Below are 14,737 nucleotides of genomic sequence, written 5' to 3'. Positions count from 1 at the left end.
GATGAATCGATCAGGAATAGGTATTACCATTTTATTCTTAAGCGCATGCACGACTCAACCGCACCATCGCGATATACTGCCGTTAGCCCCTGTTAATACCGAATCAAAATCAGCTCAGGATGCAGAGCTTCCTGTAGAAAGCGGTTATCCGTTACCTAACACACCGGAAAAATTAGACGAGGAAACCCATCTAATATCAGCACCTCCCCTAGACAATGCTCCTCAAACAGAGCACTGGCCCTCAGAAACCGGTATGGCCACTTACTATGCATCGGATATGGAAGGGCGGCTCACCTCGAGTGGCGAGCCCTACGATCCCAGACAATTAACCGCAGCGCATAGAACATTACCCCTAGGAAGCCAGATACGCGTAACCAATCTCAAAAACCAGCAGCATATCATCGTAAGGATTAATGACCGTTGGGGTGGGGGTGGGAACCGAATCATCAATTTGTCAAAACAAGCCGCCCTACACCTTAATTTTGGTTCGGCCGGCATGATTCCTGTTCGTCTCGATATGGAATCTCTGCCTTCTGACTTCACTGCTGTCCCAGACGAACCCATCCCGCGATTACCTGCACGCCAGAGGAACGATACAACAACCCACCCACGCTTTCGCCAATGCCAAAACGAAGCCAGTATTCTTGGTTTGACAGGCTCATTTTTCCGCAATCATGTCATTGCCTGCCTATCCCGTAGCAAGTAAACGCACCCCTCTACACTGGACACTAACGGGCAAATTTTCGTACCACGGTCATAAGCTCGTCGATCGCCGCTTCACCATTTCCGGATTGAATGGCATGATGCACACAGCCATGAGCATGGTTTTCAAGCAATCGTATCGCTACCGCATCCAATGCTGACTGCAAGGCGGAAACCTGATTCAGGATATCCACACAATAGCGGTCCTCAGTGATCATTTTAGCAACGCCTCTTACTTGGCCTTCGATCCGGTTAAGACGCTTTATCAGCGCTTCCTTATCAGGCTGTATCACTCGATTGGGCGTATGGCAAGGTTGATTACTAGGTAATGACTTCAAATCCTGCATCCTCTATAGTATGTTTAAAATGGTCTATCCCTGTGCGCGATTCGTCAAACTCGATTCTTACCTGTGCATCTTCTAATGACACTTCAGCATGGCTCACACCCGGTATTTTTTCCAATACGGCTTTAATACTGCTTACGCATCCCATGCAAGTCATACCCTTAATATTGATGACCGTCGTTTGCATATCGATATCCTTTTTAGTATGAATAAATTTGATTAACTGCCTGCCTGCCAACGCTTGAGCAATAGCGAATTACTCACGACCGATACAGAGCTCATCGCCATCGCGGCGCCGGCGATAATCGGGTTGAGCATACCGATCGCCGCTAACGGTATGCCTAGCACATTGTAAATAAAAGCAAAGAACAAGTTTTGACGAATCTTGCGCAGTGTTGCCCGGGAAAGCGAGATAGCGTCGGCCACACTCATTAAATCATTATGCATCAGCGTAATATCTGCTGCTTCGATTGCGACATCGGAACCCGTTCCCATAGCGAAACTCACGTCAGCCGCAGCCAGTGCAGGCGCATCGTTAATACCATCTCCAACCATGCCGGTGAATTCTCCATTGCCCTTAATTTTGTTTACTTCAGCCGCTTTTTCTTGTGGCAAGATTTCTGCATGGTAGTGCATTACCCCTGCCTGCTTGGCAATCGCCGCAGCTGTGGCTGAATTATCGCCCGTTAGCATGATGACTTGTATACCCATCGCTTGGAGTCGTTTAACTGCTTGCTCCGAGGTAGTACGCAACCGGTCGGCAATAGCCAGATAGCCTAGCACTTGGCTTAAACTTCCTGATTTCGCGGCTACCCCCACTACGGTTTTGCCTTCCGCTTGAAGTGACGCAATGAGCGATTCGTCTATGACGGCACCTTGTGACTGTAGAAATTTGGGTGAACCAAGTACATACTCGACATCTTGTACTTTTGCCATGATTCCACTGCCGGTCACCGCTTTGAAATCGCTCATCGGTAGGGAACGAATACGCAAGTGTGCGGCATATTCCAGTACGGCTTTAGCGAGCGGGTGTTCTGAGCCTTGTTCCAATGTCATCGCAATTTGTAACAGAGTGTGTTCAGCGATCGATGCTTCCGGAACGATATCCGTGACAACAGGTTTACCTTCTGTAAGCGTGCCTGTTTTATCTACGATTAAAGTTCTAATTTTCTCCGCATGTTCGAGTGCCGTCGCATTTTTTACAAGTACACCGACTTGCGCACCGCGCCCTGTACCGACCATGATAGCTGTCGGTGTGGCTAATCCCAATGCGCAGGGGCAAGCAATCACCAGCACAGCCACCGCATTGATCAGTGAGAGAACGAAATTTTCTGTCAACCACCAGGTTAAAATCAAAGTCAAGAGGCTGATACCAACGACAACGGGTACAAATAGGGCTGCAATCGCATCTGCTGTCCGCTGAATGGGCGCTTTGGAACCTTGAGCTTCTTCTACCAAACGTATGATAGCTGCGAGTTGTGTCTGAGCCCCGACGCGGGTTGCTTGACATTTCAATAACCCCTCCTGATTCTGAGTCGCTGCGAACACCTTTGCACCTGCACGTTTTGTTACAGGTAGACTTTCGCCCGTCAACATCGACTCGTTCACGCTGGACACCCCTTCGATCACCTCTCCATCTACAGGCAAACGTTCTCCTGGGCGTACGATAAAAATATCGCCTTGCTTGAGGGTGTTCACATCGACTTCGATAATCTGGCCATCACGTTCGATTCTTGCTGTTTTAGGCTGTAATTTGATGAGCTCCTCGATAGCTGCTGAAGTCTTGCTTTTAGCTCGTGCCTCCATTAATTTGCCCAATAATACCAGCGTAATGATGGCAGCACTCGCTTCGAAATAAACATGCTGATCAAGTGCAAAAAGCGTAACAGCGGCACTAAAAAAATAGGCCATACTGGTTCCCAATGCGATCAATACGTCCATGTTGGCGCCACCCCCTCGCAAAGCATGCCAAGCTCCGCTATAGAAACGCCTACCTACCCAAAATTGAATCGGGGTCGCCAATAACCACTGTAACCACCGAGGCAACCAATCTGTATGGTCTCCGCTAAGCATGACCCCCATTTGCAACATAAAGGGTAATGTAAGGGCAGCCGAGATCAGAAACATACGAAATTCTGCCTGATAAGCGGCTAGTCGCCTTGCTTTTTCTTCATTACGATTTACCGCATTCATCACTGTTGCACCATAGCCTGCCTTTTCCACGGCCACAATGAGATCGCCTACCGTAGTTGTCCCTGGTATGAAAGTCACACTGGCAATTTCTGTCGCTAGATTGATGTTAGCGGTAACGCCCGCCATTTTAGTCAAAGCTTTTTCGATACGGCTGCTGCAAGCAGCACAAGTCATGCCGCTGATTTGCAATTGAACCGAATGAGGTACGACATTGAAACCGGTTTTCTCGATCGAATGAATTAACGTTTGAGGTGGGGTTGCCATCTCGTCAAACGTTATCGTCGCCTTCTCGCTGGCAAAATTGACTGCTGCTTTAACACCAGGCAATTTATTGAGATTTTTTTCTATACGCGCCGCACATGCTGCACAAGTCATCCCTTCTATCGGGAGTTCAATATGTTTAGAGGCCAATACATTCATTGTGGTGCTCCTTATTTCAATAATAAAGCTGCAGCGATCATATACCCCATAAGGGTATTAGTCAATACCTATAAGGGGTATATTCTGCTTACACAAGCGATATCTCTTTTCTGTTACAACGGCTTCAGGCATAGTACGTTTTCAGCATATCGAATGAGACCATTACCTATGGCGCAGAACCACTTTTTTAAAGCAAATTTTGCCTTGATCATCGGCCTCGCGCTGCCTGTCATATTAGTTCTAGGGTTTTTAGTTGCGAGCCATTTACCCCAAAAGCTTGGAGCACCTCCACAGCATGAATTGATTTTCAGCAGCTCACGCTATGACCTGCATGCACCGATGCATGTCGATTTCATCATCAAAAACAAAAAGTTGTATATGAAGCTTGTACCTAAAAAAGAACAAGAAGCTGTCTACCTCAAAGAATTATTTGTTTTTAACGGACAGAAGGGAAGCGTACGTAAAATTCATTATCAAATACCGAGCGATATAGATCATGCTGGCGACAACGAAATACTGGTCGCTGAATTCAAGGATGTCCTCATCGATAACAATAGTAAATCTCCTGATGGCTACCAATTCGTACCCGGTCAATATCGCTCACGTGGTCTTTGGTTAGAACTCTTCGGCGGCCATTCCGGACGCTATGTTCCACGCATAAAAAAAGAGGGCGGTGCAAGTTATGTCATTCCCGACTACGGTAACGCCTATTCTTACGGTAACTTCAATTTTATTGGATGGATGATCAATTCAGATCAAAACGGATCGCTAAACTATGGCCAATAAGCAGGAAGCATTACAGGAAATCATTACCATTGCGCAAAATCATCGCTTGTCTGTGGATGAAGTTGTGGCGGCCATGAGGGACAGTCAAGCCATTGCTGTTCAACAATCGCACGGTATTCTTTCTCGCATGTTTGGCTACATCGGCAGTATTCTGGTCTTTGCGGGAATCTGTATCTTGATCGGGATGCAATGGGATCAGCTTAGCTCAGGAGAACGTGTGGCGATCACGCTCGGTTCAGGATTCATTGCCTTTTTGCTAGGGCTTGCCACCATGGATCATCCTAAATATGACCGTGCAGCGACACCTTTCTTGTTGATGGCCGCATTATTCCAACCGACTGGGATCGTTGTCATGCTTGATGAATATTCGCGAGGAGGTGATCCGTTGTACGGAGTTCTGTTTATGTCGATCATCATGCTCATTCAGCAAGGTGCTATATTTTGCTACAAGCAACGCACGACGCTCGCATTCACAACAATTTTTTTCGGTTGCAGCTTTTTTTTCACTGCAATGTCCCTCCTGGAAATAGACGGAAACCTCATCGCTCTAGCTGTTGGAACATCACTGATGTGCATCTCATGGGCGCTCAGTAATTCTCCTCATCGCGCCATCGCTGCATTTTGGTATTTAATCGGTTCTAGTCTGTTGCTAATTTCCGCTTTTGATTTGCTACAAGATAGTCCTTTTGAAGTGCTTTATTTGGGTTTGAGCGCAACGCTAATCTATATCAGCACCACTACCCGCAGCCGGGTTCTATTGCTGATCGGTACAGTATCCATGCTGGCTTATATCAGCTATTTCACCTATGAGCATTTCAGTAATACGCTTGGCTGGCCATTGGTGTTAATCATATGCGGAATTGCCTTTATCGCTATTGGCTCAGTCGCTATGAAAATCAATAATCGTTATCTCCGTGAATCAAGATAAAGGGAAGTTATCCTATTGACTCGCACACAATTTACTTTCTAGCTCTTCGGCTGTTAACGGTTCGCTAAAATAAAACCCCTGATAGCGGTTACATCCTTGTTGCGTCAAAAAAGTCACCTGTTCTTGCGTTTCTACGCCCTCGGCGATGACCGCCACTTTCAGTGTCTTAGCCATGGCAAGAATAGCCGCAATGATCGCTGCATCATTTGGTTCTGAAACGATATTCTGTATGAATGAACGATCGATTTTAAGTATATTGATCGGATAAAACTTCAGATAACCTAAGCTTGAATAACCCGTACCAAAATCATCGATTGATAGCTCAAACCCCATTAATCTCAGCTGGGTAAGAATCTCAACGGCTTCATCGACATTTTGGATCAACATACTTTCGGTAATTTCCAGTGTCAAGCTACTAGGTGAAACCCCCGTTTCATTTAAAATACGTGTAATATCGGCGACGAGCGTTTTACACCGGAATTGCCTGGCAGATAAATTGATCGCGACACGCGGCACCTGATAACCCCGTTCCTGCCACGCTTTGATCTGCAAGCAAGCCTCTTTCAATACCCACTCGCCAATAGATATGATCATGCCGGTCTCCTCTGCCAGCAAAATAAATTTGGAAGGCGGAACCGACCCTAGCTTAGGGTGCTTCCAGCGTAGCAATGCTTCCATGCTTTTCAGTTTCTGCTCAGGCATATCGATAACAGGCTGAAAATACAACTGAAACTCTTTACGCTCTGCCGCGCGACGCAAATCTGTTTCCAGCAAATGCCTTTCCATGATTTGCTGATTCATATCCGCAGTAAAAAACTGATAATTGTTTCGCCCGATTTCCTTGGCATGATACATTGCGATATCACTGTTTTTCAGCAGGATATCGGCGTTTTCACCATCATCCGGAAAAACCGCAATGCCAATGCTACACCCGATATGTAGTTTCTTACCACCAATCGGATAAGGTTGCTTGATCGCTTCCAATATCTTTTTCGCTACCGCTCCCGCGCTTTGATGATCTGAAATGCCTTGCAATAGCACGACAAATTCATCCCCGCCTTGACGGGCGACCGTATCTTCAGCACGCACACACGATCTGAGCCGGATACCGGTTTCTTTTAGCAATAAATCACCCATTTCATGCCCGAGTGAATCATTAATGATCTTGAATCGATCCAGATCGATGAACAAAATCGCTGCCCGCTTTCGATGACGGCCTGCATGGGCAATCGCTTGCGCGATACGATCCTGAAGCAAATGCCAGTTTGGCAAACCGGTTAAATTATCATGTGTCGCCAGATAGCTGATACGCTGATCTGCCAGTTTGCGCTCATACCATCGGCCCAGATCATTGGCAATGATATCGATGAGATTCTGTTCTTCTGGGAGCCAAAAAAGCTTGCTTTCAAGGTAGCCTAATTGCAATTCCCCTATGTTGTTACCATTAACGATGATTTCCGCACTTAATCGTTGCGCAAAGACTTCAACATAATTATCAGTAACGAACTGCTCACCTGCCAACTCAATTTTAGCGGAAGCAATTTCTGGATATTGCACAGCAGCGGTTAAGTGCGCCAAAATGTGCTGGCATAGCTTGCTCACCGATAGCTCTGAATCCATAGCTTGACGAATTAACTGGAGGCAGTTACTTTCCTTGAGCTGTTGACATAACGACAACTCTTTTTGTTTACGAGCACTAATATCGACACGCACCGAAAGATACCGGTAAATCCTCCCGCTACTGTCCCTCAGCGGGACAATGGTCGTGTCAACCCAATAAAGCTCTCCTCCCTTGGTGCGATTACAGACTTCCGCATGCCAAGTATCGCCAAGAGAGACCGTTCTCCACATCTCAGTCCAGAAAACCTTGGGATGGATACCAGAATTGAGAATACGGTGATCCTGTCCGATTAATTCCTCTTCATTGTATCCGCTCACTTCACAAAACTTGCTGTTAGCTTGAATAATGAGTCCCTTCTGATCGGCGACAGAAACAAGTGCGAGTTTACCAACCGCTTCGTTATAATGTGTCAATTCAGAAAGATTACGTTCAATAATTTCCTTGGATCTATGCAAATTGGCATTGACTTTCTCTATTTCTTGCTCTGATCTGACAAGCTTACGCACTAACGGCATCAGTTGCCAATTGAGCAACAGCAAAGCCATGACCATCAATAAAATGATATAGAAAAATATTTCTTTTGCCCGCGCAGTAATAGGTTGATATAACTCTTCTTCGTCAATCTTGACGACTAAACCGAGTCCTTACTCACCGACAGGAGTATGGGCTGCGACAACGCGTATCTGACGATAATCGCCAGTTGTCACCACACCGGATTCTCCTCTCAACGCATAGTCCATGGGCAAAGCTTTATCGGCCAACACACGGGATAAACGCCGAAACTGCACGCCAGCAGCGTTCATCAAGAAGCATTCCATCTTTAATCTATCTTCCCTCCAGGGAGTACAAAGCATAAACTCACCACTTTCACCAATTGCTCCTATTTCGTACAAAGATTGTGTGAGTAAAGATTGATTTTTTTCCGTGACGATATACCCAATTTGTTGGCCATTGTGGTCGAATACTTCCATCTGGATGCGCTGTATATAACGCTCATTCCACCAGAGCGTTATCATCGCGCTTTCGAGCTCAAAAGAAAGGGATTCGGTCAATTCCTGGCTGGTTGGGCCGGCCTGGACGACGTTATTACCGGCATAATCATAAATTGATATGGAGTTAAAGCCATTATGCAACAATGCATTTACATATTGCTCCAGCTTTTCAATAGCATCTGTTTCACCTTGTTGGCTATTTATTTGCTGTAAAGCATCAATCAATGAAAAGCGAGCACTTATCGATTTCGTATCGCTGACCATCGCCTGAATCTGGCTATTTAGCAATTGTGCTTCTTGCTGCGACAGCGTTTCAAGACTCATATCCAAGAGGCGCACGCTCTGACGATGCATCGTTGTATATACAAAAATACCCGTGACCAAGATGAGGGTTATGAGAATCAAGCTCCCCACTAAATTTATTCGTCGGTCATACTGGGTTAAAAACAATTTTGCTTTCATGCCTTTTTGAATAGAAACTGTCACTTGTAAGAGGAGGTAACGACTATGCAATGTATTTCATTTATGATTTACACAGATCTCCTGTAAACCAGAAAAGAAGTCATTTCAGGATTACGAACCATGCTGCATACAACGACTAAATTCTGAGGAACTTGATACCAAATTGGTTACAAACTATACAATCACCTGATTTAGCGGCTAGCTGCTCATAATGGATAAAGTTGACAATTTTTTAGCACAAGTGTCATTTACACAACTAGGAGGATGTAACCAACAAAGAAAAATCTTTGTTATTAATCAGGTGAAAAGTGAAGACAGGTAGCAAATTACTGAAAATTTGCGTCGTTCGAAATGTTGCATTTCGAAGCTTTATCTATGGAAGGTACAGAAATTAAGGATAATGAGATGTAGGCAGTTAGATACTTCCACCTCGTATGCCTATCAGCAACTATGAAGAACACGTAGTAAGCAGGATTGAAACGGCAATGCGCTAAAACTAAGCCTTGGTGAAAAGAATTAGCATGAATCTGAAAAACTGCGAGAGCACATCATCACAGTAACGATAATATTCGCCTGTGAAAATAGCCTAACTATCGTCATGGTTCATCTATGAACCATGACGATAGATTAGTCAAATCTATCTACTGATTTAGTGACCGCGTTTTCTAAGTTTCTGAATCGCTGTTAGTTGAGCAGCCGCTTCCATCAGTTCAGCTTGCGCTCGGGCGTATTCAATCTCGGATGTTTTATTTTTCATAGCCTCTTCCGCCCTTTTCTTGGCTTCCAAAGCTTTAGCTTCATCGAGATCTTCACCCCTTATCGCAGTATCGGCAAGAATCGTGACTATATCAGGCTGTACTTCAAGCATACCCCCCGACACATAAACTGATTCTTCATCTTTTAACGGTGCCTTAATACGCACCATCCCCGACCTAATCCGCGTTAGCATCGGTGTGTGATGAGGGTAAATCCCAACTTCGCCCATCAGTGCAGGCGCAACCATGAACTCAGCAGGCCCAGAATAGATTGATTCCTCAGCACTAACAATATCCAGATGAAATATTGTGCCCATTTTATCCACTATAGTGATTAATTATTGAATCGTTTTTGCTTTTTCAATGACTTCTTCTATGCCACCAACCATATAGAAAGCTTGCTCTGGAATATCATCATATTCACCATTAACGATACCTTTAAATCCTTTGATGGTTTCTTTAAGAGGCACATATTTACCAGGCGAACCTGTGAAGACTTCCGCAACGAAGAACGGCTGTGACAAGAACCGCTGAATTTTACGCGCTCTACTTACAGTGAGCTTATCTTCAGGTGACAACTCATCCATTCCGAGAATGGCGATAATGTCCCTCAGTTCTTTATAACGTTGCAGTGTTTGCTGTACTTCTCGGGCCGTGTTGTAATGATCCTCACCGACAACCATAGGATCTAATTGTCTAGAGGTGGAATCAAGTGGATCAACCGCAGGGTAAATACCCAGCGATGCGATATCACGTGACAATACCACTGTTGCATCAAGGTGGCCAAACGTGGTAGCAGGAGAGGGATCGGTTAAGTCATCAGCAGGGACATAGACCGCTTGTATGGAGGTAATTGAACCCGTTTTGGATGAAGTGATGCGCTCTTGCAATCGACCCATTTCTTCTGCTAACGTCGGTTGATAACCCACTGCTGAAGGCATACGGCCCAATAGTGCGGATACTTCAGTTCCTGCAAGTGTATAGCGATAAATGTTATCTACGAAAAATAGAACATCACGACCTTCATCACGGAAAGCTTCTGCCATGGTTAAACCGGTCAAAGCTACACGCAGACGATTTCCAGGCGGCTCATTCATCTGACCATACACCAAAGCAACTTTATCCAATACATTGGAATCTTTCATTTCATGGTAGAAGTCATTGCCTTCCCGAGTGCGTTCACCAACACCTGCAAACACAGAATAGCCACTGTGTTCTATCGCGATATTCCGGATCAACTCCATCATATTCACGGTTTTACCAACACCCGCACCACCGAATAAACCGATTTTACCGCCCTTAGCGAAGGGACAGATCAAATCAATCACTTTGATACCCGTTTCCAACAATTCGGTAGAAGCCGAAAGCTCATCAAAGGCGGGTGCTGCTCGGTGGATTGGCATACTTTTATCAGCACCGATATCACCCATTTCATCAATAGGTCTACCTAATACATCCATAATACGGCCAAGCGTTTTCGTTCCTACCGGGACCGTGATTTGCTTCTTCGTATTATCAACCATCATTCCTCTGCGCAAACCATCAGAGGAACCAAGCGCAATAGTTCTTACAATCCCATCGCCTAGCTGTTGCTGCACTTCCAGTGTCAATCCTGCGCCTTCCATTACCAGCGCATCATAAACGTTTGGAATACTATCCCGCTCAAATTCTACGTCAATGACCGCCCCGATACATTGAACAATTTTACCTTGGCTCATTATTGTTCCCTAATACTAAAATATTGATTAAACAGCGGCTGCGCCACCTACGATTTCTGATAATTCCTTAGTAATAGCAGCTTGACGAGATTTGTTGTAAATCAGAGTCAATTCGTCGATTAAATTACCCGCATTATCTGAAGCTGCTTTCATCGCAACCATCCTCGCAGATTGCTCCGATGCCATATTCTCAGTCACAGCCTGGTAAATCAACGCTTCCACATATCTGACCATGATGTCATCGATAATAGGCTTCGCTTCAGGCTCATATAAGTAATCCCACAACTTATTCTGACTCGCGTCATTTTCTTCGCCACTCATGCGCTCATCAGATAGCGGCAACAACTGTTCCATCGTTGGTTCTTGCTTCATTGTATTAACAAAGCGATTATAAAATATGTAAACCCGATCGAAACGATCTGCCGTATATCCATCAAGGACAATTTTGATCGCACCTATCAATCTTTCGATATTAGGTGTATCACCCAGCCCCGTTACCTGCGAAATAACATTTGCTCCAATTCGGCTCATGAAGCCCAAGCCCTTATTGCCTATGCAACAAACTTCGATTTGTTCTCCTTCCGCTTCCCAGGCACGCATTTGATTTAATGCCTTACGCAGTACATTTGTGTTCAATCCGCCACATAAGCCTTTATCAGAAGTAATCACAATTACGCCGATCCGCTTCACAGTATCGCGTTCAACCAGAAAAGGGTGGTGATATTCGGTACTTGCTCGACTCATATGTGCAGCCACATTACGAATTTTCTCGCCATAAGGCCGCGCCTTTCTCATACGATCCTGAGCCTTACGCATTTTTGATGCAGCTACCATTTCCATGGCGCGAGTAATCTTCTGCGTATTCTTTATGCTTCTGATTTTATTGCGTATTTCCCTGCTTCCAGCCATCGGTTAATAGGTCCCGTTTTTCTTAAAATCTTCGATAGCTTCTGCCAATGCTTGCTCAGTTGCTTCATCCAGATTTTTAGTTGTCTCAATTTTATCCATGATTGCAGCATGCTGGCTTCGCATATAACTTCTTAGTGCAGATTCAAACGCCAAACCTCGCTTGACATCGACATCGTCCAAATAGCCTTTGTTCAAGGCAAATAGCGTAAGCGCCATCTCTGAAACACTGAGGGTGGCAAACTGTGATTGTTTCATCAACTCCGTCGCCATTTTTCCTCGATCCAATTGTTTACGTGTCGCTTCATCCAAATCTGATGCAAACTGTGCAAAAGCTGCAAGCTCTCGATACTGCGCCAATGCCAGGCGAATACCGCCCCCCAATTTTTTGATCACTTTGGTTTGCGCTGCACCACCGACCCGTGACACGGATATACCTGCATTAATTGCTGGACGAATACCTGCATTAAATAAATCAGTCTCCAAGAATATCTGACCATCCGTAATGGAAATCACGTTTGTTGGTACAAATGCGGTTACGTCACCGGCCTGCGTTTCAATAATGGGTAGTGCTGTCAGCGAGCCAGTCTTGCCTTTTACTTTGCCATTGGTATGTTTCTCTACATACTCTGGATTTACCCTGGCAGCCCGCTCAAGTAAACGGGAGTGCAAATAAAAGACATCCCCTGGGTACGCTTCCCTTCCAGGAGGGCGTCGTAGAAGCAGCGATATTTGACGGTACGCCCAAGCTTGCTTGGTCAAATCATCATAAACTATGAGTGCATCTTGACCATTATCACGAAAATACTCACCCATGGTGCACCCTGAATAGGGTGCGATAAATTGCATTGCAGCAGATTCTGAAGCAGAAGCGACAACAACGATGGTGTACTCCATCGCACCATGTTCTTCAAGCTTACGAACCACGTTTGCTATCGATGAGGCCTTTTGTCCAATGGCCACATAGATGCAAATCATATTCTCACCTTTTTGATTAATGATTGCATCTATCGCAACAGCTGTTTTTCCCGTTTGACGATCACCGATAATTAATTCTCGCTGGCCACGACCTACTGGCACCATGGAATCAATAGCTTTCAATCCAGTTTGAACAGGTTGATCTACAGATTGACGCCAGATCACGCCGGGTGCAATTTTCTCTATCGGTTCCGTTCCCTGAGCAGTTATCGGTCCTTTGCCATCGATAGGTTGTCCCAGCGCATTAACGACACGCCCTAATAATCCTTCTCCCACCGGCACTTCCAAGATACGCCCTGTACACTTGACCGTATCCCCTTCTGTAAGGTGCTCATAAGCGCCCAGAATAACCGCACCCACCGAATCTCTTTCCAAATTCAGAGCGAGACCATAGGTATTGCCCGGAAACTCAAGCATTTCACCTTGCATGACATCTGATAGACCATGTATACGGACAATTCCATCTGTTATCGATACGATAGTCCCCTGAGTACGAATCTCCGAGGAAATAGAAAGTCCTTCAATCCTAGTTTTAATCAGCTCACTGATTTCTGATGGATTTAACTGCATTTTTAATAACTCCTAGCTTTTGAGGGCAACAGACATGGTTTCGAGTTTACCGCGTACGGAGCTATCAATAACTTCATCGCCTATTACAACTTTTACTCCGCCTATTAACTCTGGATCAATATTCACTTTCGCTTTGATTTTACATTTAAACTTTTTTTCAAGCACTGAAACTAATTTCTCTAGTTGCTTTTCGGAAATTGCATAGGCCGAAGCGATGTTAGCCTCTAGTACCCCTTCCTGCTGCGCCTTCAATTGTTCATATAAATCGCTTAATTGAGGTAGTACTTCTATGCGATTGTTTTCAATCAACAAAGCAACTAAATTTTTACCTTCATCATTTAGATTGTTTCCACAGATATCTAAAATTATTGCCAATAATTTATCTGCAGTAATGCCTGGATTAGAAACAAGGGCCTGTACCTGCTCAAATGACGTGACTTGTGAAATCACTTTCAGCATATCTGACCACGCTGATAGCGCATCCTTTTCTTTTGCTAGCTTAAATACTGCTTCAGCATAAGGCCTAGCAATGGTTATTTGCTCGGCCATTACTTCAATTCTTCCTCTATAGATGCAAGTAAATCGGCATGCACTTTGGCATCGACCTCACGACGTAAAATCTTGGTAGCGCCCGCTAAAGCCAAATCTGCAATTTGTCGACGCAATGCTTCTTTTGCTGCAAAAACCTCATGGTCGATTTCTGCTTTTGCGCCTACAAGAATCCGATCTCCTTCGATTTTTGCATTTTCCTTAGCTTCCTCGACAATCTCGGCAGCACGTTTTTCGGCTTGCGTAATGATCTCTGTTGCACGCTGCTTGGCTTCTTTCAAAACTTCTGAAGACCTGTGACTTGCCAGCTCCAGTTCTTTTTTACCGCGTTCACCTGCTGCTAAACCATCAGCAATCTGTTTTTGCCGCTCTTCAATTGCGCGTAGCAGTGGCGGCCATACAAATTTGACTGTAAACCAGATAAATACCGAAAAGGCTACTGCTTGTGATATGAGAGTGAAATTAATATTCATAGCCAGCTTCGTGTAAGTTTTATTAATACAAAATGGATTTTATTGAACGACTGCTAATAGCGGATTACCAAAAGCAAATAGCATTGCTAAACCAACTGCGATAATAAAGGAAGCATCAGTTAAACCTAACAATAAGAATACTTTACCTTGTAAGGTAGGAATCATTTCAGGCTGACGAGCAGCACCTTCAAGAAAACGGCTACACATGATACCCACACCAATACATGCGCCAGCTGCACCCAATCCAATCATCAAGCCAATGCCAATCCCGGTATAAGCTTGTATCATCGCGAGAAACTGCAAATTTTCCATTTTTTCCTTCCTTTTATATATTTATGTT

General features: G+C 44.8%; 15 protein-coding genes. 3 read left to right on the top strand and 12 right to left on the bottom strand.

Translation table 11 applies throughout. From position 1 onward, the window contains the following. Nucleotide 1: 1 nt before the first annotated feature. Nucleotides 2-706, top strand: a complete 705-nt coding sequence (locus C8R30_RS06125; protein ID WP_107789765.1) for a septal ring lytic transglycosylase RlpA family protein — start codon at nt 2-4, stop codon at nt 704-706. A gap of 22 nt (nt 707-728) precedes the next feature. Here the strand turns inward: C8R30_RS06125 and C8R30_RS06120 are convergent, their stop codons facing one another. Genes C8R30_RS06120 through C8R30_RS06110 form a run of 3 tightly spaced genes read right to left on the bottom strand, consistent with a single transcriptional unit; the run spans nt 729 to nt 3,659 of the window. After that, nucleotides 729-1,040, bottom strand: a complete 312-nt coding sequence (locus C8R30_RS06120) for a metal-sensitive transcriptional regulator (RefSeq protein ID WP_420812394.1) — start codon at nt 1,038-1,040, stop codon at nt 729-731. Further along, entirely contained in the window at nt 1,024-1,233 is a 210-nt protein-coding gene (locus C8R30_RS06115; RefSeq protein WP_090668186.1) for a heavy-metal-associated domain-containing protein, read from the bottom strand. The genes C8R30_RS06120 and C8R30_RS06115 overlap by 17 nt, the downstream gene beginning before the upstream one ends. 32 nt (nt 1,234-1,265) lie before the next feature. Then, a complete protein-coding gene (locus C8R30_RS06110; protein ID WP_107789764.1) occupies nt 1,266-3,659 on the bottom strand; it encodes a heavy metal translocating P-type ATPase in 2,394 nt (797 codons plus the stop codon). Between the two features lie 153 nt (nt 3,660-3,812). On the opposite strand from C8R30_RS06110, the gene C8R30_RS06105 reads away from it, so the two are divergent. Continuing rightward, nucleotides 3,813-4,445 carry a hypothetical protein gene (locus C8R30_RS06105; protein ID WP_146162682.1) on the top strand — a complete coding sequence of 211 codons (633 nt, stop codon included), beginning with the start codon at nt 3,813-3,815 and terminating at the stop codon, nt 4,443-4,445. Then, entirely contained in the window at nt 4,435-5,373 is a 939-nt protein-coding gene (locus C8R30_RS06100) for a DUF2157 domain-containing protein (protein WP_107783031.1), read from the top strand. The genes C8R30_RS06105 and C8R30_RS06100 overlap by 11 nt, the downstream gene beginning before the upstream one ends. A 12-nt stretch (nt 5,374-5,385) precedes the next feature. On the opposite strand, the gene C8R30_RS06095 is transcribed toward C8R30_RS06100, so the two are convergent. From C8R30_RS06095 to atpE, 9 genes are all read right to left on the bottom strand, one after another. Next, nucleotides 5,386-7,539: a sensor domain-containing protein gene (locus tag C8R30_RS06095; RefSeq protein WP_181258705.1), complete on the bottom strand. Its 2,154-nt coding sequence runs from the start codon at nt 7,537-7,539 to the stop codon at nt 5,386-5,388. Between the two features lie 99 nt (nt 7,540-7,638). Then, entirely contained in the window at nt 7,639-8,448 is an 810-nt protein-coding gene (locus tag C8R30_RS06090) for a cache domain-containing protein (protein ID WP_107789761.1), read from the bottom strand. A 649-nt stretch (nt 8,449-9,097) separates the two neighbouring features. Beyond that, nucleotides 9,098-9,520, bottom strand: a complete 423-nt coding sequence (locus tag C8R30_RS06085) for a F0F1 ATP synthase subunit epsilon (RefSeq protein WP_107789779.1) — start codon at nt 9,518-9,520, stop codon at nt 9,098-9,100. Between the two features lie 21 nt (nt 9,521-9,541). Beyond that, nucleotides 9,542-10,921 (bottom strand): F0F1 ATP synthase subunit beta, encoded by a 1,380-nt coding sequence (gene atpD, locus C8R30_RS06080; protein WP_090668205.1) that lies wholly within the window; start codon nt 10,919-10,921, stop codon nt 9,542-9,544. A 27-nt stretch (nt 10,922-10,948) separates the two neighbouring features. Then, entirely contained in the window at nt 10,949-11,830 is an 882-nt protein-coding gene (atpG, locus tag C8R30_RS06075; RefSeq protein WP_107789760.1) for a F0F1 ATP synthase subunit gamma, read from the bottom strand. Between the two features lie 3 nt (nt 11,831-11,833). Continuing rightward, nucleotides 11,834-13,375, bottom strand: a complete 1,542-nt coding sequence (gene atpA, locus C8R30_RS06070) for a F0F1 ATP synthase subunit alpha (protein WP_090668211.1) — start codon at nt 13,373-13,375, stop codon at nt 11,834-11,836. 12 nt (nt 13,376-13,387) lie between these two features. Further along, nucleotides 13,388-13,924, bottom strand: coding sequence for a F0F1 ATP synthase subunit delta (locus C8R30_RS06065; protein ID WP_090668214.1), 537 nt, complete (start codon nt 13,922-13,924; stop codon nt 13,388-13,390). Then, nucleotides 13,924-14,397, bottom strand: coding sequence for a F0F1 ATP synthase subunit B (locus tag C8R30_RS06060; protein ID WP_107789759.1), 474 nt, complete (start codon nt 14,395-14,397; stop codon nt 13,924-13,926). Before C8R30_RS06060 ends, C8R30_RS06065 begins: the two co-directional genes overlap by 1 nt. A 39-nt stretch (nt 14,398-14,436) precedes the next feature. Beyond that, nucleotides 14,437-14,709 carry a F0F1 ATP synthase subunit C gene (gene atpE / locus C8R30_RS06055; RefSeq protein ID WP_090539839.1) on the bottom strand — a complete coding sequence of 91 codons (273 nt, stop codon included), beginning with the start codon at nt 14,707-14,709 and terminating at the stop codon, nt 14,437-14,439. Nucleotides 14,710-14,737 lie beyond the last annotated feature (28 nt).

The sequence above is a fragment of the Nitrosomonas nitrosa genome, assembly GCF_003051105.1.
In the GTDB taxonomy this organism is placed as follows: Bacteria; Pseudomonadota; Gammaproteobacteria; order Burkholderiales; family Nitrosomonadaceae; genus Nitrosomonas; species Nitrosomonas nitrosa.
This window is presented reverse-complemented; position numbering and strand designations above follow the sequence as displayed.